This window comes from Paenibacillus borealis (genome assembly GCF_000758665.1).
Taxonomy (GTDB): Bacteria; Bacillota; Bacilli; order Paenibacillales; family Paenibacillaceae; genus Paenibacillus_AQ; species Paenibacillus_AQ borealis.
Window position 1 is genome coordinate 3,279,679 of the sequence record NZ_CP009285.1, and the last position, 21,250, is coordinate 3,300,928.

Here is a 21,250-nt window from a genome sequence, read left to right on the forward strand (position 1 = left end):
TATGGAACTGACAACGCCTCGCGCTCCATTAGCTAAACATCTGATTGTCATTTCCTATGATGCCTTCTCGGAGGACAACTGGGAACTGGCCAGCCGATTGCCCAATTTATCCAAACTGATTAAGCAGGGTGCCCACAGCAACCGTTTGCGGAGTGTATATCCCACCCTCACGTATGTGGTTCATACCACCATAGCCACCGGCGTTTATCCGGACAAGCACGGTATTCACCACAATAACCCGCTGCAGCCGTTCGTGAAGGAGGAGGATCAGCGCTGGTTCTGGTTCCGGGAGGCGGTCAAGGCTCCGACAATTTATGATGCTGCACGTAAGGCAGGGTTGAGTACTGCGGGACTTCTCTGGCCGGTATCCGGCAAGTCTTCGATCAGGTACAATATCCCGGAGATCAGGGCGCTAAAGGGCGAGAATCAGGCACTTAAGGTGCTTAGAAGCGGCAGCCCCGCCTACTGCATCCGGATGGAATTGAAATACGGACGGATCAGGCAGGGGATTGCCCAGCCGTATCTGGATGATTTTACAACCAAGTGTGCCGTGGATACGATCAAGCGCAATAAGCCGAATCTGCTCATGATGCATCTGATCGACCTGGATGATGCCAAACATCTGTATGGAACAGACAGCGATGAGGTGAAGGAGGTCATCCTGCGTATGGATAACCGGCTGGGTGAGATCATTCAGGCCGTGGACGATGCCGGGATCAGGCAGGATACGGTGATTATGGTGCTCGGAGACCATGGTCAGTTCAATGTGCGCTACAAAGTTCATTTGAACAAGCTTTTGCAGGCAAAGGGTCTGATCTATGAAGAGGGCGGACAGCAGAAATGGCGTGCGTATTTCCAGTGCGGCGGAGGCTCGGCGTACCTGCACATCCGGCCGGGAGACGAAGAAGCAGAGCGGCTTGCGCTGTCAGCCGTTGAAGAATATATGCAGAATGACACGTCAGGAATTGAAAGCGTATACGACAGAGAGACGTTAGACCGTCTTCATGCCAGCCATTCCACAAGAATAATGCTGGAAGCGAAGCGCGGATATTGCTTTGATGAGAGTCTGGAGGAACAGCTGGTAGTCGATTTGCAGGCACATGGCGTTCGTTATGCTACGCATGGTTATTCTCCTGACACAAGCGGCTACCGGTGCAATATCGTCATCTCCGGCGGCGCAATTAAGCAGGATTATTCCATTGGCGACATCGAGATGGTCGATATTGCCCCGACGATGGGAAGAATTCTGGGAGTTGATTTCGGGCATGGGGACGGGAGAGTCCTTGAAGAGATTGCCCGGGAGTAAGAAAGTGCAATACCGGCAAAAGAATCCAATTGTCAAAAAACTGCGGATGAATTAGTGTAGACGGGACAAGAAAGGTGGATGCCCGTATGATGTTCAGCTATTCGTTTGTACCCGCACCAGAATGTCAGTATGACATGGAACAAGGTTATGGTTTCGCCGCAGCAACGGAAGGCTCGAAGAATGAGGACTTGAAGGATTCATGGCCTGGAGAGTATTTCTCTCCTGCGGTGCCGACGCTGCTGATGGATGTGCCAAACGGCAACTACACCGTTACGCTGGAGATTGGTTCAGCGGACAGCTCCGCTGTTACCACAATAAGAGAAGGACTGGGCCGGATCAGACTGCTTGAGGTGAAGACCGGACCCGGGCAGATTACAACCCGTACATTCGCCGTGCATGTCGAGGACGGTACACTCAAGCTGGCTTTCGGAGGTGCGGCTCCCGCCGTGCAGAAAGTGATGGCCAGCAGGGTAAGCACTATCCCTACTTTATTTCTTGCCGGAGATTCTACCATGACCGATCAAGCCTCCGGGCAATTCCCCTATACAGGCTGGGGCCAGATGATCGGATTATATCTGGGTGAAGGCATTGCTATTGCTAATCATGCGCGTTCCGGCAGAAGCGCCAGAACTTTCATTCAGGAGAGCCGTCTGCTGCGGATCGCCAAAAGACTGCGGAAGGGTGACTTCCTGCTTATCCAGTTTGCCCACAACGATGAGAAGGAAACGGAAGAAGGTTCGGGTCCGTTCACGACGTATCAGCAATACCTGAAGCAATATATTGATCTTGCGCGGTCAGCCGGAGCGTATCCTGTGCTTGTAGCGCCTATGCACCGGCGGTTCTTTGCGGAGGACGGGGCCATCCGGAATACCCACGGTGATTATATCGAAGCTATGAGGCAGCTTGCCGTGCGTGAAGCTGTGCCTTTCGTAGATCTTGCTTCACTCAGCAAAACATACTTTGAGGAGCTTGGTGAAGCGCGTTCCAGGCAGGTATTTCTGTGGGCGGAACCGGGACAATATGCTAACCTCCCTGAGGGCGCAGCGGATAATACACATTTCTCGGAAGCAGGAGCCATTGAGATTGCCAGACTGGCGGCGATTGGGATACAGCAGGCAGAGGCGGACAAGCTCGCGCAGCATCTGATCAGCAATATAGGGGGTTCCCTGATTTAAACCGGATAGTGTGTTTATTTGAGTTTATTTATCTTCAAAAATGTTCATGTATACTCTATAATGTTCAATATAATAGTTCACTTAAGTTTCACCTAAACCCCAATATGTCTGGAGAGCTGAACAGTGATTAGAAAAGCGAGTGTTATGCATGTTTATCCCCATGCTTACGAGGAGTACAAACGCCGTCATGATGAGCTGTGGCCGGAGATGGCTGAAGAGCTGAAGAACCATGGCGCACACAACTACTCTATCTTTCTGGACGAAGAAACGGGCAGCCTGTTTGCTTACGTAGAGATTGAGGACGAAGACCGGTGGGATCGGATGTCGCAGACGGAGATTTGCCGGAAGTGGTGGGTATATATGGAGCCGCTGATGGAGACCAATCCGGATAACAGCCCGGTGTCCAGGAACCTGAAGGACGTATTCTACTTAAAATAATGGGTAACAAATAACCCGCAAGCAAGGATAGTACTCCATATCCTGCTCTGCGGGTTATTGTCATGCAGTGACAATGCCAAGCACGAAGCCGTCGTACCCCTTGCTGCCTACCGTCTGCAGTGCGGTGGCTTCTATCCGCGGCTCGGCGGAGAGCAGGTCTATAAACTGGCGGATGCCTTGTACGCGGTCATCTGTACTATGCGCTTGAATGACCTCACCATCACGCACCACGTTATCGGCCACAATGACTGCTCCCGGCCGGGCCAGCTTCAACGCCCATTTCAGATAATGAGGATTGTTCGGCTTGTCAGCGTCAATAAAGATGAAGTCAAACGGCCCATAACCCCGGGCTTCAAGCGTAGCCAGCGTCTCAAGTGCCGGACCTTCAATCACATCGGTTTTATCTGCCAGCCCCGCAAGTCTCAGATTATCCTCAGCCACGACCACATGGTGATGCTCGAATTCAAGTGACACCAGCCTTCCTGCTTCCGGTAATGCCCTGGCCAGCCATATGGTGCTGTAGCCGCCCAGCGTACCGATCTCCAGAATGTTAGCTGCTCCTTTCATCTTGGCCAGAAGGTAGAGCAGCTTCCCCTGATTCGGAGCGACATCAATTGCCGGCAATCCGGCGCCTGTGTTTGCATCCAGCACAGCGTCCAGCACCGGATCTGCCGCCAGCAGCTTGTCATTGAAATACGCATCAACCTTACTCCATTTGTTCTGTTCTTTCATGTGAATCCCTCCGTTAGGTTAAGTGTTGTATTGGATCTGCTTTAAATATAAGGTAAAATAACACATAATACTAATATATGTTTATGGAGTTTACATATAATTTGATTATGAATCGAGGCGATCTGCATGAATATTCATGCCTTAAGGTTATTTTATTATGTTGCTGAGACGGGAAGCGTCACGAAGGCGGCTGCGCGGCTCAATATCAGCCAGCCGGCGGTTACCAGCCAGATCAAGAAGTTTGAGAAGGAGCTCGGACTGACATTGTTTAATCCCAGCGGCCGCGGAATTTCGCTTACTTCATTTGGAACAGAACTGGCCAAGCAGGCAGGGAATCTCTTCACCTATGAAGAGCAGATGGATGAGTTTGTAGAGGACTACCGCCAGGGCAGAAAAGGGAAGCTGCGTATCGCGGCTACTTATCTCCCGGCTAATTTCCTGGTCCCCGGCTGGGCCGCCAGGTTCAAGGCGGGACATCCGGAGATTGAAATCGAGATTACAACAACGAATTCCCAGCAGGCCTTCGGGCAATTGAAGCGGCATGAAGCAGACGTTGCCTTCTATGGAGGCGGAGCCAAGGAGAAGCCGGAGGATGTGGAGTGGCTGGAGCTTTTCGAGGATGAGCTGTGGTTCGTGGTAGCCCCTTCACATCCCTATGCAGGCCGTACGGTGTCTCTGACTGAGATGATGCGCGAACCGTTTATTATGCGGGAAGAAGGCAGTTCAACAAGAGAGCGCCTTGTCTCGTTATGTACGACATATGGTCTGAAGCCGCCAGAGGTTGCATTGCAATTCAGCGGACTGGGTGAGGCCATCCGTTCGGTAATCGCGGGGTATGGTGCAAACTTCATCTCCTCTCTTGCTGTGCGCGAATTTGTGGAGTGGAAGCAGCTCTCCCGTGTACATGTGGAAGGGATTCAGCTAAGCAACCACATTGCTGTCTGCACACGTAAGAATGAATCCCTGCCTGCTGCGCTGCAGCAGTTTATTGAGATATGCCGCCAATGATATATGGATTAAACAATAATTAATTATCAATTTACAATCTAAATATATTGATAAACGATAAATTATATGTTAAATTAAACTCACAATTTCGAAGTGAGGTGCTTTATTCAATGAAACGTAAACCAGGTTCGACCACTTTTTTGAAGGCAGTGATAGTGCTGTTTGGATTGGCTGCACTTGCGCTATGTGTATTCGTGGTGCCGGAGATCGCGGGGTTTGCAGAAGAGCTGTATCCGGATATGGGTTACATACAGGCGCTCGTAATGATTGATTTGTATGGGGCGGCGCTGCCTTTTTACATTGCACTCTATCAGGCCTTTAAGCTGTTAGGCTATATCGACCAGAACAAGGCGTTCTCGGAAACCTCTGTGCAGGTGCTGAAGAATATCAAACACTGCGCAGTCGCCATCAGCGGTATGTTTGTAATCGGCATGCCGCTGTTCTATCTGATGGCGGAGAGAGATGATGCTCCGGGAATTATCGTGATCGGAATGATTATTATTCTGGCTTCCATGGTGATTGCTGTATTCGCTGCAGTGCTCCAGAAGCTGTTAAACGAAGCAATCGAACTAAAATCTGAAAATGATTTGACAGTCTGAGGTGATGACCATGGCGATAATAATCAATATTGATGTGATGCTGGCTAAACGGAAAATGAGTGTAACAGAGCTTACGGAGAAGGTTGGCATAACGATGGCTAACCTGTCTATACTCAAGAACGGCAAGGCGAAGGCGATCCGGTTCTCAACGCTTGCGGCGATTTGCAAGGCACTGGATTGTCAGCCGGGAGACATATTAGAATACATCCCCGAATCTAATGAATAAAGGGGAGCTTGACCGGCGAGGAGCGGAGTATATTGAATTCAATCACAAGACTGCTGCATTTCGGTTATCATCAGGCGATGAGCTGCATCTTTCCTGTTGCGATCTTTGGAACCCTGATCCTTACAAGCAGAGTAGAAGTGCCCTTCATCCACCGTTATGATCTTATTCTGCTGATCCTGCTGACCGTCCAGTACTTAATGTACCGTAGCGGGCTGGAGACCCTCGATGAGATCAAAGTGATCTGTGTATTTCATGTGATCGGTCTGATGCTGGAGATTTATAAAATAAGAATGGGTTCATGGGCCTACCCCGATCCCGGATATACGAAGCTGCTCGGAGTTCCGCTGTACAGCGGGTTTATGTATGCCAGCGTGGCAAGCTACATGTGCCAGATCTGGCGCAGACTGAAGATGGACATGACCGGCTGGCCGGGTCTGGCTTCTGCGGGCCTGCTGGGTGGAGCGATTTACCTGAACTTTTTCACCCACCACTTTATTCCGGATTTCCGTTGGTGGCTGACGGCGCTGGTGGTGGTTGTTTTTTGGAGAACATGGATTATCTACCGGGTGCAGGACCGGATGTACCGGATGCCGCTGACGCTGGCTTTTTTCATCGTAGGTTTCTTCATCTGGCTGGCTGAGAATATCGCTACCTTCTTGGGTGCCTGGAAATATCCCGACCAGCACGAGACCTGGCATCTGGTGGGGCTCAGCAAGATCAGCTCATGGTTTCTGCTCGTTATCATCAGCGTCATTATAGTCGCCCAGCTTAAGCATGTTAAGGCAGGACGTTCATAATTCATGAGTATCGCTCTTAACTAAAAGGCTGAATGTGACGATAATAATTCTAAACATTCACAATTAGGAGATGCTTATGGATAACTTGGCAGCATTGGTCGCAGCAGCACCCTTTTTCAAACAGATTCACGCACAGGACATTATGATCGGCATTACGGATCGGGAAATATTCCATTACTATGCACCCAGCAAAGTGCTCGATTTCGGTTTAACCAAAGGAAGTCCGGTTCCTCCGGATGATCCCTCACTCGGCAATGCCCTGGCAGGACGCGCTACGACAAACCGGCTGTCGCCTGAGCTGTATGGAGCAACTGTGATTTCTTCGGCAGTGCCGGTCTATGGTGCGGAGGGTGAAGTTATCGGGGCTTTCGCTATAGCCTATACGCTGGAAAATGAAGATAAAATGGAACAGCTGACCGAAAACATTAATCAGATCAGCGGCCAGCTCATGGATATGGTTCAGAATGTAGCAGCCCAGTCTGAGGAGCTGTCGGCGACGACGGCGCAGATTCTGGACAATTCCCGTAAGACCGTGGAAGAGTCCAAGCAGGTGAATAAGGTTGCCGGGTTTATCCGCGAGATCTCCGAGCAGACGAATCTGCTGGGCCTGAATGCGGCGATTGAGGCTGCGCGGGTCGGAGAGCAGGGTGCAGGCTTCGGGGTAGTGGCGACAGAGGTCCGCAAGCTGTCGGTACATACGAAGGAAGCCACGAAGTCGATCGAGGATTCTCTTAGCACGGTGCAGCGCTCGATCCGGGAGATGGAGCAGGAGATTGAAGCAATCGCCATGTCTTCCTCGGCTCAAGCTGAGCTGGTTACCCAGTTCAGTGATGTGATTGAGAAGCTGAATGAGACCAGCGGGGAGATGGCCAGATTTATTTCATCCGTTATTCAATAAAATATCATAAACAAGGCGGCCGTTATGTTAACGGCCGCCTTGCTGTATTCAGTTATAGGTCAGGAATTAGAGCGGCCAGGAGGATGGGCGTTCAGGTGATCAATCTGCTGTTCCAGCACCGCGCCTGCTTTGCCCAGAAACTGTGTGATCAGCGTGAGTTCTTCTTCCGTATATGAAGCAGCCAAGGCAATCATAGCCGTATGAAGCGCCGAATAGGTCTCTATGACATCCGCTTTATGCTCATATAGCGGAACGATAATCACTTTGCGGCGGTCACCCGGGTCATTTTCTCTGCGGACATAGCCGGTTTTCTCCAGCCGGTCAATTAATGCGGTGACGCTGCCGGTAGTCAGTCCGGTTAGCTTCGACAGTTCTCCGGCGGTAATCGGCCCCTTTTCACGCAGGATATCTACGGATATGAAGTCATTATTGTATAAACCGAGGGCGGAGGCCACATTCTGCTGATATTGTACCGTCCGGGTTCCCAGTCCGCGCATGAGCAGGGTGAATTGTTCCTGGAGTTCAGTCGGCTGATCGGGTTCATGGCTGGACATGAGTAGTCCTCCTTCGAAAGAGATGGATAGCTTGGACACGCCAGAATTGCAAATTTAAGATGTTTGGCGGGCAAGGGAATGATAAATTTTATTGTAGCGAATCGTTTACTCATTTGCAAAAAGAAAGTCTATCGGACAGTACTCCGCCTCCAAAAAGTGACGCCGTTCAGAGGGTAGGCCATACTATAGCCGGTTCCGGCCTTCTCTGCGGATACCAGCGACAGATGGTTCCCGTCCGGCTGCAGAGTGAATAACTGCTCAATATGATAGACGCCTGGCGAAGGTGTGGATTCATAGAGGTTAAGGATTACACCTGCGGCAGTTATTGCGGTAATATCTGCTTCATGTACACCCTCAATTCCATATTCAATCCGCACGGGCTTGTCGTTCTTCAACCCGTAGGCATCCACTTTAACTGCGTATCGTGCCGAGCCGAACCGGAATTTGCCGAAAGCCCGGACAGCGAAGTTACGGAAGGTCCTGTTCCGCAGCAGTGCGGGCAGACCTAATCTGCGCAGCACGGCAACAGCGGAGGTGGATATGCGGGAATCGAAGCAGAGCCGGGTGGAGACGGATGGAACGCCCAAAGTTTCAGGCAGAGTCTGCTGATCCGAAAAGGGAAAGCGGTAGGCTGTCCGGGTCCGCAGGTCAAAGCCGAAATCAGTGGACTTGCTTTCGGTGAAGCTTGAAGCTGTACGCGCTTTGCCATGCTCAGTAATCTCAAAGGATGCACCCAGATTGTCCACTGTCCACTCCAGTGCGGCTTGTCCATGACTGTCGCCCAGCCCCAACATTATGGAGATATCGATGGAATCCGTTTGCTCCAATTCCTGCATGGCCTGTGCCGCTAGCAGGTTGGTCAGCCCTGGAGCCAGGCCGACACTCAGCAGAGCTGATGCCTGAAGGTTATTCTTCACGGCGTCCAGTTTGTGCAGCCTGGTAAGGAAATCCCCGCTTGCCGAGACATCTACATAATGCGTGCCGCTCTGTAAGCAAGCCTCTGCCAGCCGCGTATCCTGCTGGTCCAGGCACATTACAACCAGCTTCACCCGTTCAAGCAGCTTCCGGTCCAGCGGCTCTTCTGCCGTCAGATGCAGCGGCTTCACGTACCCGCCGGTGCTGCGGGAGAACTCTTCGGCACGTTTCAGATTTCTTCCCGCCGCATAGACCTTCCCGGGATGTCTCCCGCCGAGAAGCCGGCAAATTTGTGACCCGACATGACCATAACCGCCGATGACTATAATATCTGTTTTCATTGTATCTTCTCCGTCCTTGAATATTGAATGTAAGCTTACCTGCGATATAATAAGAATTATGTTTCATTATCCGGATATTATGGACGGGAGACCATCCCACATATGTGGGATTTAGAGAGGACATCAAGATGAACGAGGCGATGAAGAGCATACAGCAGCTGGACCCCGCCCGGGGCGGGGGAGCTATGGATTCACAGCAATACAGGGAAGCGGTTATTGCGAAGCTCCGTTCCGTTATTCCGTTTGCTGCGGCCTGCTGCACGACAGTAGATCCGCATACGCTTTTAACCACCGGGGCGGTCACGGAACAGGGGCTCGCAGCTGTGCACGCTGCGCTGTTTGAATATGAATATCTGCATGAGGATTATATGAAGTATGAGCATTTGGCCAAGGCGGAGCTTCCGGTAGCCTGCTTAAGCGGAGTTACGGGCGGAAGCCTGGAGAAGAGTGAGCGTTACCGCAAGGTCCTGCAGCCCGCAGGATTCGGTGATGAGCTGCGGGCTGCTCTTATGGCGGGCGGGGCCTGCTGGGGATTCCTGACTCTGTTCCGCCCGCTGGATAGCCCTCCGTTTCAAGCGCAGGAATGCGCCTGGATCGCTTCCGCTGCACCGCTGATTGCTGCCGGGCTGCGCAGTTACGCCACATCGCTGCCCGGCAAGGATACGGACAGTGAAGGGCCGGCGGATAACGGAATTATGGTGCTGAATGAGCGGCTGATTGCGCTGAGTGCGAATAAAGCGGCGAATTATTGGCTTGAGCAGATGCGGAAGGGGGAACGTCTGGATGCGGGAGTGCTGCCGGGGCCGGTCCGGGCCGTGTGCCTGCGGGTTGTAGCAGAGGAGAGTGCTTCCGAAGCTGCCCCTTCGAACGCTAAAATATGCCTCCAAACCGGGGAGGGGGCTTATCTGACAGTTACAGCCAGCAGGCTGGACGGCCCTGAGGAAGGCGTGCTGGCTGTTTCTTTTGTTAATGCCAGATCTTCCGATGTATTTCGCCTGCTGGCCGAGGCCTTTGCCTTAACAGCACGGGAGAAGCAGCTTGCAGAGATGCTGTTACTGGGGTTATCCACTAAGGAGCTGGCGGAGTCGCTTCATATCTCTGCTTATACCGTTCAGGACCACCTGAAATCCATCTTTGCCAAAGCAGGCGTGTTCAGCCGCCGCGAGCTGATCAGCAGGCTGCTGTCACGTTAAGGGGAAGAGGGTGTCTGGTAGTCCTGCCCATAATACAACAGTTTCCTCATCATACCGGCACATGGGCCTAAATTCAGAAATGTTGTATAAACTGCAGCATTTTCCTCATTGTATCGGCCTAAATCCAATATTGTTGTACAAACTGCAGCAATTTTCCTCCTCCATGCGGATTAGCGGGAGAATTCTTGCATTTCATACAACAATCTGCCCGAACACTCTGATATCTGTGGGTCCGAGTTGTAAAACGTACAACATTTTTGCCTTCAGTGCTGGTCTGTTCACGCAGCAGCATCGACTCAGCTACCTGCGTTTATTTTACTCAAAATCAAAAGGGGTCCCAACAGCCATCTGGCTGTCGGGACCCCTTTTATTGTGATAATGCTGCGCTGCGGGTACCCGACATTACTGGCGTAATGTCTTAAGTGCACCGCTCCAGGCCAGAACCTGATCGAGCATGGCGTTAACGTTGGCGATATGCAGATCAGCCGGTTTGAAGACGGAGCCGTTCTCGAAGTCAGTGAACAGCGAGAGCAGCGGGTGTACACGAACATCCGCTACAGACAGCTCGCCGAGAATTCCGCGTAAATGTTCAGCGGCGCGGACGCCTCCCGCCGAACCGTAACTTACGATACCTGCTGCTTTGTTGTTCCATTCTTCACGGGCGGAGTCCAGGGCATTCTTAAGTGCTCCGGTAAGACTGTGATTATATTCCTGTACAATAAATACGAAGCCGTCCAGTGTTGCCAGCTTGGCTGCCCACGCTTGAGCTTCCGCATAGCTGTCAGTTTCGCCCAGGAGCGGCAGCTTGAAGTCGGCAATATCCACGATTTCATAATTGGCATCTCCGCGTGCGTCAGCAATACCTTTCACCCATTCACCGACCTGCGGGCTAACGCGGCCTTGGCGGGTACTTCCCAGAATAATTCCGATGTTTAATGTTGTCATTGTAATTCCTCCTCGAATTTGGTTGTAAGTTTTTTGAAGTGGCTCTTATGTTTTTATTATAGCTTATAACTTTAATAAAGCAAGTGAATTTTAGAAACTATTTATTATCCTATACTTCCAAGAATAATAGATCGCTTAATAGAGGCCGCGGCCGGGCCAAGATGATCAGCCGTTCACAGAAGTGACATCTTCCTGGCTGCATTTATGAGAAGAATATGGGTCTGAAGACAGAAATATGTCCATGCTTCGATAGATTCTTATCCGTCCGGAGCTAAGGAAAACAAGTGCAAACAGGTTGTGAAAACGCTTCGCGTTATATATTAGTCATGGAACATAACATATTTCATGACAATATACCTGAGTGGGTCATTTGGGATTGAACTATAATTAGAATAAAAGTAATATAATTAAATAAAATTAGAATATTAAGTAAACGGATTTATTTATTATTTAGTTATATTTAAATATAATTAGATATAAAAATAATGGAGATGGAGGAGTGGAAATGGAGAGGCTTTGCAGAATCATCCCTGCTACAGTGAAGAGGCACATCACTATTTTGCCAGAATGCATGCTCCGGTTGCGCCAAGATGTAATATCCAATGCCATTATTGTAATCCCAAATTTGATTGTGTGAATGAAAGCCGTCCCGGAGTGGTCAGCAGACTGCTGTCGCCGGATGAAGCTTACGGCGAAGTGTCACACATCCTCACAGGCATGCCTAATTTATCTGTAGTTGGTATCGCCGGACCCGGTGATCCTCTCGCCAATCCGGAAGCTACCTTCAGGACCTTTCGTCTGCTGGCAGATGCATACCCTGAATTGCATTTGTGTCTGAGCACGAACGGTCTTATGCTGCCCGATTTCATCGATATCATTCAGAAGCTGGGGATACGCCATGTCACGGTTACTATGAACGCTATTGATCCCGTGATCGGGAGCCGGATCTATGCGCATGTCAGATATAAAGGGATTACTTATCGGGGAGAAGAGGCAGCAGCGCTGCTGATCCGGCAACAGCTGGAAGGGATCGCCCTGTTAACAGCGCGGGGGATCCTATGCAAAATCAATTCGGTTCATATCCCGGAGGTGAACGGGGAGCATCTCAAGGAGGTGGCTGGTACAGTTCACAGGCTTGGCGCCTTCTCGCATAATATTATGCCGCTGATTCTATCTCCCGGCAGCCATTATTCTAAGCTGGATTTCAGAACGCCTACACTGGAAGAGACGGACAGGGTGCAGAAGGCTTCCTCCGCAATTATGCCGGTGATGCGCCATTGCCGGCAGTGCAGAGCGGATGCGGTCGGATTAATCGGCTCGGATCTCAGCCAGACTCCGGAAGTGTTACAGGCGCAAGGCAGCTATACTGCTGATCAACGGAGAGATATCAGGAATCAATTGGCAGCCGGCATGAAGCAGACGGCTGCTGCTGCGCAAATACAGATTCAAGAGCAGCGGAGCGGTGCGGTAAGAGTGGCAGTAGCGACGAGAGGGTCGAATGTCATTAACCAGCATTTTGGACATGCCAAAGAATTCATGATATATGATGTGCTGCGGGGGAAGGTCCGGCTTGCCGGTGTGCGCAAAGTCCAGGCTTATTGCAATGGGACGCGGGAATGCGGCCCGCCGTTATCAGAAGCGGTAGAGATGCTTAAGGATTGCAGTCTGCTGTTATGCTCGGGTATCGGAGAAGCTCCCGCACGGGAGCTGCGGCAGTCAGGAGTTATTCCCTTAGTCCGCAAAGGGGATATTAACGAGCAGCTGCTGGAGAGTACGAGATATCTGCAGTATTTTCAATAGAAGAGATGGACAATAGGAGAAGGAGGGGGATGTAATGCCCAGAGGTGTTCCGAACTTGTTCGTTGAGCCGGATTGTGAGCATAATGGCCAGGCGAAAAAAGGCTGTGCCAAACCTCTTCCCGGTGAGCTGGCCCGAAGCTGCGCCTTTCAGGGATCTCAGGCGGTTCTGCTGCCTGTATCCGATGCGGCACATCTTGTACATGGCACTCCTGGTTGTCTTCAGAACAGCTGGGCTATGCTGGAGAATGGATTACAGGGGGGACCTTTATCCAAATCCGGGTTCTCTATGGGGCTTACGGAAATGGATATCATTCTGGGCGGCCGCAAAAAACTGCTCGAAGCCATAAATTATATCATCGAACATTATCATCCTCCGTGTATCTTTGTTTATGCCACCTGTATCACGTTTCTCACTGCTGAAGATTTAGCTTCGATCTGTGACAAGGCTGAGAAACAGTGGAACGTTCCGGTCATTCCGCTGCATTATCCGGGTTTTACGGGCAACGGAAACATGGGCAGCCGCCAGGCAGGCGAAGCCCTGTTCGACAAAGTCATCGGAACCTCGGATGCAGACCCCGGCAGACTCACTCCTTTTGATATCAATCTTATCGGTGATTACCGCTTTGCAAGTGAAGGGCAAGACATTGAGGCGATGTTATCCAAAATAGGCATCCGGGTGATCTCGCGGATTGCCGGTGAATGTACCTTTGCTGAGCTGCGCAGTGCACATCAGGCCAAGCTCAACATGCTTGTGTGCAGCCGCTCAATGGTTACACTCGCCCGGAAGATGCGTGACTCGTTCGATATTCCCTATTTCGAAGGCTCCTTCTGCGGCTCCCGTGAGATCCGCTTTTCTCTCCGGCAGCTTTCTTTTCATTTTCAGGATGAGCGGTTCGATAAGCAGCTCCACCGCTATATGCGCAAGGAGGAGGAGCGCCTGCATAAGGATATTCTGCATACTTATAAATCACTTAAAGGCAGAAAGGTTGTACTCTTCACCGATGGCAGCGAAAGCTGGAGCTATATTTCCGTACTGAGTGAGCTGGGCCTCCGAATCGCAGCCATCGGCACGAACCAGAACGCGCAGGAGGATATATCGCGGATCAAAGAAAGGCTCCAAGAGGAGACCATTCTCGTGGTGCAGAGTGATGAAGCGAAGATGCTGCAGCTGTACCGGGACCGCAAGGCAGAGCTGATGATTGTCAGCGGACGGAACGCTTTTGTTCCGCTCAAGGAGCGAATCCCATTTCTTAATCTGGATGAGCAGCAGCACGGGGGATATGCGGGCTATGAGGGTGTCAGACGGCTTGCCCGGGATTTGCTGGATACGCTGGAGCAGCCGGTCTGGAATTTGATCTTCCGGTGCTCCCCGTGGGAGGTGGACAGCTATGGCCAGGCCTGAGCGGAGCACAGCCAAGCCCTTGTCTATTAATCCCTTTCAGACCAGCCAGGCGATTGGCGGCGTTCTTGCACTGCAAGGCATTTTCCGTTCAATTCCTGTTCTGCATGGAGCCCAGGGCTGTGCAGAATCTGTCCAAACTGTATTATCACGCCATTTCCGTGAACCGATATCGATTCAGAATATTGCCATTCATGAGCAGAATCTGATTTTTGGCGGGGGAGAAGGGATTCGCGAAATGATCCGGCATGTCATGTCCAGACATAATCCGGATGTAATTGCACTTGTCGGCACCTCGCTTACAAAGGTTGTGGGTGAGGATTTGCTGGGCATTGCCGACGACTATTTCAGACACAACAAGGAGATGTTCAAAGACAAGCTGATGTTTGGTTTGTATCTGCCTGATTATGAGGGCTCTATGGAGTCGGGATATGCCAAAACCGTATTTTCTGTAATTCAAAAAATCATGCAAAGCGGCAGGAAGACGGTTCGGAAGAAAAAGCGCAACCGGATTAATCTGCTGCCCGGCGCCCATATGACGCCTGGAGATGTGATGGAGCTGAAGGAGATTATCGCTTCCTTCGATCTGGAAGTGATTGTGCTGCCGGATTTATCCTCTTCGCTTACAGGACATTTGATGACCGGACATACAGCGCTCTCCAGAGGCGGTGTTCCGCTTGATTATATGCGGGAGATGCTGGCATCGGCGTACACGGTTGCCCTCGGTAAATCGATGGAGCCGTGTGCCAGGCTGCTGCACGAGGGACTGCAGATTCCTTATCTTGTATTTAACGGTGTCACGGGATTGCGGGAGAGTGATGAATTCTTCCTGTTTCTGCGCCAGTTCAGCCAGAGTGAGGGTGAGAATAAGTACCGCTGGCAGCGGCAGTTTCTGCTCGATTGCATGCTGGATACCCGGTCTGTCTTCAGAGGGCGGCGAATCGCTGCTGCGCTGGAGCCGGATCATCTGGTTGCCTTATATCAATGTCTATCTGAACTTGGAATCCGTTCCTTCCGTTCTGTAATTTCAGCACCCTCCCCATCGGTTGACGCGCTTCCGGAAGTGCCGCTCCTCGGGGACCTCGATGATTTGGAGCGAATTGCAGCTGCCGGAGCGGATCTGTGGATCAGTAATTCATACGGGCAGCAGACCGCCCGCAACAATAATATACCGTATATCCCGCTTGGGTTCCCGGTATTCAACCGTTTTGGGGCAGCTGCGAGGACGACAGCAGGATACAGGGGGACGGCTGAGCTGCTTAATGATTTGGCTAATACACTGAACAGCAAAGGGAGGATATCCTGATGAAACTGGCGTTTGCGTCTAATGAAGGCAGAGCACTAGACAGTCACTTTGGCCAATGCAACTCGTTTGCTATTTTTGAATTTGGGGAGAAGGGTTACCGGCAGCTGGAATCCAGAACGCTTCCTGCGGTGCAGGAAGAGACTGAAGAATGCGACAAGTTCCAGCAAAGGGTGGATCTGATTAGCGATTGCACAGTGCTATTCGTGACCAAAATTGGCGGAGATGCCACCAAAAAGGTACTGCAGGCAGGGATTATTCTGCTTCAATCGGAGCAAGGCAGTGAAATTATCCCCCAGCTGGATCAGCTCCGGCAGATGCTGCGTAACCGTCCGCCGCTATGGCTGGTCAAGGCCATGAAACGCCGGAAGGAGGAGGATTAACCGATGTCTGAAGCCGCGGGTACTGAATCCCTGCTGCAAGCCTATAACGTGCAGTATGATCCGGTGCTGCTGGCGAAACAGCGGATCGCCTTTGCACTGCTCTTCAGAAAGTATCTGGCGCAGGGGAATCTGCTGAATAGCCGTACATTTGGGCTGCTGGATGCGGCTCCTGACGAGTCGGTGCCTGAATACTCCCTGATCCGGGATTGTCTGGCCAAAGCCTGGGGAGATATGGAGTATGCGGTGAAATGGAATGCCTATAAATCCTGAAAGACATGGAACACAAATACAGCAGCGAATCTCCATTCCTGGAGAAGCGCTGCTGTATTTGTGTCTGATAACCTCCGGTTCTAAGAAGCAAAAGGAACTACAGCCAGCCGGATGCAGTGCGTAGGGCAACTGGTAAAGGCCTCCTGAAGATCTTCCTGGAGCTCCGGTTCAATGGCTGTGATTCCCCGGTTCCGGTCCCCTTCATAGATCACTCCGGCAATTCCGTTGTAATCCAGATCGAAGATGTCCGGGGCTGCGGAATTGCAGGCACCGCAGGCAATGCAGGCCTCCTGATTAACGCTGGCAAACTGACTCATAGCTTCCATCTCTCCTTAGAATGTAATTGGCAGGCACTTTTGGTATATTCGGAGTCAATATAGCTCACTTTGTTGTGGGGTTTGGCTTCCGTTAATGTCATTTTACATCCCTTATATGGATTGAAACAACCGGGAAACAGATGGTTTAACAGTAGGTTCATCTTGTGTGTTATTAATGATGACATGGGAGCTGTGGTTGCGGTTTCATAGCTCGAATGATAGCGTTCTCAAGAAAATGAATTGTGATTAAGTTCGGATTTTATGCCTGCTATTCATTCCTGAATATGTGGAATAGCGCTTTCAAACGTGAAATAACGGACATTCGCGTGGGGATGCGGATATGGCGTTCGGGGATGCCGTTGACAGTATGTTCAGTTTTGTTATGATCTAGTCAATTCCAGAGCCATTATCAGAAATAATCAAATCAAAGGGAGTGTGGAGAAATGACTAGAAAAATTGCAATCTACGGTAAGGGTGGAATCGGGAAGTCGACTACACAGCAGAATACAGCGGCGGCGCTGGCTTACTTCCATGACAAGAAAATATTCATCCACGGCTGCGACCCGAAGGCTGACTCCACCCGGATGATTCTGGGAGGGATGAATCAGAAGACGCTGATGGATATGCTCCGCGATGACGGTGCAGAGAACATCACCACCGAGAAGGTTGTGAAGGACGGATATCTGGGGATCCGCTGTGTGGAATCGGGTGGTCCTGAGCCGGGTGTCGGCTGTGCGGGCCGCGGGGTAATTACGGCAATTGACCTGATGGAGAACAACGGGGCCTACACGGAGGATCTGGATTTTGTGTTCTTCGATGTTCTGGGTGACGTAGTGTGCGGCGGCTTCGCGATGCCGATCCGTGACGGCAAGGCCCAGGAGGTGTACATTGTGGCCTCGGGCGAGATGATGGCAATCTACGCAGCGAACAACATCTGTAAGGGGTTAGTGAAGTATGCCAAGCAGAGCGGTGTGCGGCTCGGAGGGGTCATCTGCAACAGCCGCAACGTAGACCGGGAAAGAGAATTCCTGGAGGAATTCACCGCTTCCATCGGCACACAGATGATTCATTTTGTTCCCCGCGACAATATTGTCCAGAAGGCTGAATTTAACAAGAAGACCGTGGTCGAATTCGACGCTGAGAGCAATCAGGCCCGCGAATACGGCGAGCTTGGGCGGAAGATTCTTGAGAATGAGAGCTTCGTGATCCCCAAGCCGCTGAGCATGGATGAACTGGAAGCGATGGTTGTCAAATACGGAATCGGAGATTAAGGAGGAATAAGCCATGCCGCATCACACATTCAAGTGCAGCGAGTGTATTCCTGAGCGTACACAGCACGCCGTGATCAAAGGGCCGGGCGAAGACTTGACTTCCGCGCTGCCCGAAGGCTATCTCAATACCATTCCGGGGACCATTTCTGAAAGGGGCTGCGCCTACTGCGGCGCCAAGCATGTGATCGGCACCCCGATGAAGGATGTCATCCACTTAAGCCACGGGCCGGTCGGCTGCACGTATGACACTTGGCAGACCAAGCGCTATATTAGCGATAATGATAATTTTCAGATCAAGAATACGTTTGCTACGGATGTGAAGGAGAAGCATATTGTATTCGGAGCCGAAGGTCTCCTCAAGAAGAACATTATAGAGGCGTTCAAGCAGTTCCCGGAAATCAAGCGCATGACGATCTACTCGACCTGTGCTACGGCCCTCATTGGCGATGATATCGGTGCAGTAGCCCAGGAGGTAATGGATGAAATGCCGGACGTGGACATCTTCGTCTGCAACTCACCGGGCTTCCAGGGACCGAGCCAATCGGGCGGACACCATATCATTAATATTGCCTGGATTAAGCAGAAGGTCGGGACGGTGGAACCAGTCATCACCAGCGATTATGTCATCAACTATGTCGGTGAGTATAACATTCAGGGGGATCAGGAGGTTATGGTCGATTATTTCAAAAGCATGGGCATACAGGTGCTGTCGACCTTCACCGGCAACGGTTCTTACGATGATCTGAGAGCGATGCACGGCGCGCATCTCAATGTGCTGGAATGTGCCCGTTCTGCAGAGTATATCTGCAACGAGCTGCGGGTGAGATACGGTATCCCCCGCCTGGATATCGATGGCTTCGGCTTCGAGCCGCTTTCTGCATCCCTCCGCAAGGTTGGGCTGTTCTTCGGAATTGAAGACCGGGCGCAGGCGATTATTGATGAAGAAACGGCCAGATGGAAGCCGGAGCTGGACTGGTATAAGGAGCGCCTCCAAGGCAAGCGGGTATGTCTCTGGCCGGGAGGCTCCAAGCTATGGCACTGGGCCAACGTCATTCATGAAGAGATGGGGCTTGAGGTTGTGTCCATGTATACGAAGTTCGGCCACCAGGGAGATATGGAGAAAGGGATTGCCCGTTGTGATACCGGCGCGCTGGCCATTGATGACCCGAATGAGCTTGAAGGTCTTGAAGCGATGGAGATGCTGAAGCCGGATATCATCCTGACCGGTAAACGTCCGGGAGAGGTTGCCAAGAAGGTGCGCGTTCCTTATCTGAATGCGCATGCCTATCATAATGGGCCCTATAAAGGCTATGAAGGCTGGGTCAGATTCGCCCGTGATATCTACAATGCGATCTATTCGCCGATTCATCAGCTGTCTGCACTGGATATCAGCAAGGACGAGATTCCGGTCAGCCGCGGGTTCGCCACACAAAGAATGCTGTCCGACGTCAATCTGAGCGAAGAGATCAGAACCTCCGCGAGCTTGAGGCAGTATACCGGCGGTTACGACTCAGTCTCCAAATTGCGTGAGAGAACCTATCCGTATCTGCAGAATCAGTTAGCCGGTGTTTGAGTTTAAGGGAGGAGAGCCTATGGAAGATCTGATGAAAGACAGGGTTGCGCAGCTGGAGAATTATATATTGAAGCATTGCCTGTGGCAGTTCCATTCCCGGACCTGGGACAGGGAGAAGCAGAATGAAGGGGTATTATCCAAAACGACACAGATTCTGTGTGATGAGCCCGTAGCTAAGGAAACACTGGCAGACCGCTGCTACTGGGTCGATGCTGTAGTGCTGGCGGAAGAATATAAGCGCCGTTTCCTGTGGCTGTCTACAATGAGCAATGCGGAAATTAAGCTGCTGATGCTGGCGCTCAAAGAGCGTATCGATTATATAACCATCACAGGCTCACTGAATAAGGAGCTTACCGTCCAGCAATATTAATACGCTCATATGGCAAGAATCGGAGGGGGAATTCGTATGACTTGTGAAATTGTGCAAAAAGAGCGCGGCGGTGTGATTAATCCGATCTTCACCTGCCAGCCTGCGGGTGCGCAGTATGCCAGTATCGGAATTAAGGATTGTATCGGAATTGTTCACGGCGGACAGGGCTGTGTGATGTTCGTCCGGCTGTTGTTCTCACAGCATTTCAAGGATAACTTCCTGCTGGCCTCTTCTTCTGTACATGAGGATGGAGCTGTATTCGGCGCTTTGAACCGTGTAGAGCAGGCGGTGGATGTGCTGCTGATGCGTTATCCGGATGTGAAAGTTGTGCCGATTATCACTACCTGTTCCACGGAAGTTATCGGTGATGATGTAGATGGCGTCATTCTGAAGCTCAATAACGGACTCCTCAAAGAGAAGTTTGCCGGCCGCGAGGTGCATCTGATTCCTGTGCATACGCCGAGCTTCGTGGGCAGCCAGGTCAGCGGCTATGATGTGGCTGTTGAAGCCTTTGTGAAGCATTTTGCCCTCAGGGACCAGCCGAGCGGGAAGCTTAATCTGATTACGGGCTGGGTGAATCCCGGAGATGTCACGGCACTTAAGCATCTGCTGGCCGAAATGCAGGTGGAGGCTACGGTGCTGTTTGAAATTGAAAGCTTCGATTCACCGATTCTGCCTGACAAAAGCGGGGAATCCCACGGCAATACAACGATTGAGGATTTGACCGGAACGGCTAATGCCCTGGGTACGATTGCCCTTAACAAATATGAAGGCGGCAGAGCAGCGAAATATCTGGAGAATGAATTTGATATCCCTTCCGTGATCGGACCTACACCAATTGGCATACGCAACACGGACACCTTCCTGCAGAATGTCAAAAAGCTTACCGGCAAGCCGATTCCCGAATCGCTTGTCAGCGAGCGGGGGATTGCCATCGACGCACTGGCCGACCTGGTGCATATGTTCCTTGCCGACAAGAAGGTGGCGATCTACGGGCATCCCGATCTGGTCATCGGACTTGCCGAATTCTGCATTGATCTGGAGATGAAGCCTGTACTTCTGCTGCTCGGTGATGATAACACGACCTATAAGAATGATCCGCGGATCAAAGCGCTGCAGGATAATGTCGAATTCGATATGGAGATTGTGTTAAACGCGGATCTGATGGAGCTGGAGAACCGGATCAAGAACAAGACAGTGGAGCTGGACCTCATTCTTGGCCACTCCAAAGGCCGGTTCACCGCCATCGACAATAATATTCCCATGGTGCGCGTAGGGTTCCCGACCTATGACCGTGCAGGCTTGTACCGCCATCCGACGGTAGGCTATGCGGGGGCAATCCGGCTGGCGGAAGAAATCGCCAATACCCTATTCACGGATATGGAGTACAAACGGAACAAAGAGTGGATTCTGAGCGTATGGTAGGAGGGATTCAGT

The 21,250-nt window shown here is 51.3% G+C and carries 23 protein-coding genes; 18 read left to right on the plus strand and 5 right to left on the minus strand.

Translation table 11 applies throughout. The features are described from left to right. Window position 1: 1 nt before the first annotated feature. The 3 genes from PBOR_RS13455 (at window position 2) to rhaM (ending at window position 2,919) form a co-directional block, all read left to right on the plus strand. On the plus strand, window positions 2-1,306 hold the full coding sequence (locus PBOR_RS13455; protein ID WP_042212345.1) for an alkaline phosphatase family protein: 1,305 nt from the start codon (window positions 2-4) through the stop codon (window positions 1,304-1,306). 86 nt (window positions 1,307-1,392) lie between these two features. Then, on the plus strand, window positions 1,393-2,481 hold the full coding sequence (locus PBOR_RS13460; RefSeq protein WP_042212348.1) for a rhamnogalacturonan acetylesterase: 1,089 nt from the start codon (window positions 1,393-1,395) through the stop codon (window positions 2,479-2,481). Window positions 2,482-2,604: 123 nt separating this feature from the next. Beyond that, window positions 2,605-2,919: an L-rhamnose mutarotase gene (gene rhaM, locus PBOR_RS13465; protein WP_042212350.1), complete on the plus strand. Its 315-nt coding sequence runs from the start codon at window positions 2,605-2,607 to the stop codon at window positions 2,917-2,919. A gap of 60 nt (window positions 2,920-2,979) precedes the next feature. On the opposite strand, the gene PBOR_RS13470 is transcribed toward rhaM, so the two are convergent. Beyond that, the gene (locus PBOR_RS13470; protein WP_042212354.1) at window positions 2,980-3,651 is read right to left on the minus strand and encodes an O-methyltransferase; all 672 of its coding nucleotides are present in this window, start codon (window positions 3,649-3,651) and stop codon (window positions 2,980-2,982) included. Window positions 3,652-3,777: 126 nt separating this feature from the next. Here PBOR_RS13470 and PBOR_RS13475 point away from each other — a divergent pair, with 126 nt between their 5' ends. From PBOR_RS13475 to PBOR_RS38360, 5 genes are all read left to right on the plus strand, one after another. Next, entirely contained in the window at window positions 3,778-4,659 is an 882-nt protein-coding gene (locus tag PBOR_RS13475) for a LysR family transcriptional regulator (protein ID WP_042212356.1), read from the plus strand. A 110-nt stretch (window positions 4,660-4,769) separates the two neighbouring features. Next, the gene (locus PBOR_RS13480; RefSeq protein WP_042212359.1) at window positions 4,770-5,258 is read left to right on the plus strand and encodes a DUF2975 domain-containing protein; all 489 of its coding nucleotides are present in this window, start codon (window positions 4,770-4,772) and stop codon (window positions 5,256-5,258) included. Between the two features lie 10 nt (window positions 5,259-5,268). Beyond that, the gene (locus PBOR_RS13485) at window positions 5,269-5,484 is read left to right on the plus strand and encodes a helix-turn-helix domain-containing protein (protein WP_042212362.1); all 216 of its coding nucleotides are present in this window, start codon (window positions 5,269-5,271) and stop codon (window positions 5,482-5,484) included. Window positions 5,485-5,516: 32 nt separating this feature from the next. Continuing rightward, window positions 5,517-6,281, plus strand: a complete 765-nt coding sequence (locus tag PBOR_RS13490; RefSeq protein WP_042212365.1) for a DUF817 domain-containing protein — start codon at window positions 5,517-5,519, stop codon at window positions 6,279-6,281. 76 nt (window positions 6,282-6,357) lie between these two features. After that, complete coding sequence (locus PBOR_RS38360; protein ID WP_042212367.1) at window positions 6,358-7,179, plus strand: methyl-accepting chemotaxis protein; 822 nt, start codon at window positions 6,358-6,360, stop codon at window positions 7,177-7,179. Between the two features lie 59 nt (window positions 7,180-7,238). On the opposite strand, the gene PBOR_RS13500 is transcribed toward PBOR_RS38360, so the two are convergent. Then, a complete protein-coding gene (locus PBOR_RS13500) occupies window positions 7,239-7,733 on the minus strand; it encodes a MarR family winged helix-turn-helix transcriptional regulator (RefSeq protein ID WP_042212369.1) in 495 nt (164 codons plus the stop codon). Window positions 7,734-7,861: 128 nt separating this feature from the next. Beyond that, entirely contained in the window at window positions 7,862-8,989 is a 1,128-nt protein-coding gene (locus tag PBOR_RS13505) for a saccharopine dehydrogenase family protein (protein ID WP_081972035.1), read from the minus strand. Between the two features lie 128 nt (window positions 8,990-9,117). On the opposite strand from PBOR_RS13505, the gene PBOR_RS13510 reads away from it, so the two are divergent. Next, window positions 9,118-10,182, plus strand: a complete 1,065-nt coding sequence (locus PBOR_RS13510) for a helix-turn-helix transcriptional regulator (RefSeq protein WP_052429467.1) — start codon at window positions 9,118-9,120, stop codon at window positions 10,180-10,182. A gap of 402 nt (window positions 10,183-10,584) precedes the next feature. On the opposite strand, the gene PBOR_RS13515 is transcribed toward PBOR_RS13510, so the two are convergent. Continuing rightward, window positions 10,585-11,127 (minus strand): NADPH-dependent FMN reductase, encoded by a 543-nt coding sequence (locus PBOR_RS13515; protein ID WP_039308902.1) that lies wholly within the window; start codon window positions 11,125-11,127, stop codon window positions 10,585-10,587. A gap of 516 nt (window positions 11,128-11,643) precedes the next feature. Here PBOR_RS13515 and nifB point away from each other — a divergent pair. Genes nifB through PBOR_RS13540 form a run of 5 tightly spaced genes read left to right on the plus strand, consistent with a single transcriptional unit; the run spans window position 11,644 to window position 16,282 of the window. Continuing rightward, window positions 11,644-12,927 carry a nitrogenase cofactor biosynthesis protein NifB gene (gene nifB, locus PBOR_RS13520; protein WP_042212373.1) on the plus strand — a complete coding sequence of 428 codons (1,284 nt, stop codon included), beginning with the start codon at window positions 11,644-11,646 and terminating at the stop codon, window positions 12,925-12,927. A 34-nt stretch (window positions 12,928-12,961) separates the two neighbouring features. Continuing rightward, complete coding sequence (locus PBOR_RS13525) at window positions 12,962-14,329, plus strand: nitrogenase component 1 (RefSeq protein WP_052429468.1); 1,368 nt, start codon at window positions 12,962-12,964, stop codon at window positions 14,327-14,329. Further along, a complete protein-coding gene (gene nifN, locus PBOR_RS13530; protein ID WP_042212376.1) occupies window positions 14,316-15,632 on the plus strand; it encodes a nitrogenase iron-molybdenum cofactor biosynthesis protein NifN in 1,317 nt (438 codons plus the stop codon). The genes PBOR_RS13525 and nifN overlap by 14 nt, the downstream gene beginning before the upstream one ends. Beyond that, window positions 15,632-16,012: a NifB/NifX family molybdenum-iron cluster-binding protein gene (locus PBOR_RS13535; RefSeq protein ID WP_042212378.1), complete on the plus strand. Its 381-nt coding sequence runs from the start codon at window positions 15,632-15,634 to the stop codon at window positions 16,010-16,012. The genes nifN and PBOR_RS13535 overlap by 1 nt, the downstream gene beginning before the upstream one ends. A gap of 3 nt (window positions 16,013-16,015) precedes the next feature. Continuing rightward, complete coding sequence (locus PBOR_RS13540; protein WP_042212380.1) at window positions 16,016-16,282, plus strand: hypothetical protein; 267 nt, start codon at window positions 16,016-16,018, stop codon at window positions 16,280-16,282. A gap of 80 nt (window positions 16,283-16,362) precedes the next feature. On the opposite strand, the gene PBOR_RS13545 is transcribed toward PBOR_RS13540, so the two are convergent. Then, the gene (locus tag PBOR_RS13545; protein ID WP_042212382.1) at window positions 16,363-16,599 is read right to left on the minus strand and encodes a ferredoxin; all 237 of its coding nucleotides are present in this window, start codon (window positions 16,597-16,599) and stop codon (window positions 16,363-16,365) included. A 443-nt stretch (window positions 16,600-17,042) separates the two neighbouring features. Between PBOR_RS13545 and nifH the strand changes: the two genes are divergently transcribed. From nifH to anfK, 4 genes are read left to right on the plus strand one after another with little or no spacing between them, the layout of a single operon-like run. After that, window positions 17,043-17,870, plus strand: coding sequence for a nitrogenase iron protein (gene nifH, locus PBOR_RS13550; RefSeq protein ID WP_042212384.1), 828 nt, complete (start codon window positions 17,043-17,045; stop codon window positions 17,868-17,870). Window positions 17,871-17,883: 13 nt separating this feature from the next. Next, on the plus strand, window positions 17,884-19,443 hold the full coding sequence (gene anfD / locus PBOR_RS13555; RefSeq protein ID WP_042212386.1) for a nitrogenase iron-iron protein, alpha chain: 1,560 nt from the start codon (window positions 17,884-17,886) through the stop codon (window positions 19,441-19,443). A 19-nt stretch (window positions 19,444-19,462) separates the two neighbouring features. Continuing rightward, window positions 19,463-19,813 carry a Fe-only nitrogenase subunit delta gene (gene anfG / locus PBOR_RS13560; RefSeq protein WP_042212388.1) on the plus strand — a complete coding sequence of 117 codons (351 nt, stop codon included), beginning with the start codon at window positions 19,463-19,465 and terminating at the stop codon, window positions 19,811-19,813. A 36-nt stretch (window positions 19,814-19,849) separates the two neighbouring features. Further along, window positions 19,850-21,238, plus strand: coding sequence for a Fe-only nitrogenase subunit beta (anfK, locus tag PBOR_RS13565; RefSeq protein ID WP_042212390.1), 1,389 nt, complete (start codon window positions 19,850-19,852; stop codon window positions 21,236-21,238). Window positions 21,239-21,250: the final 12 nt, after the last annotated feature.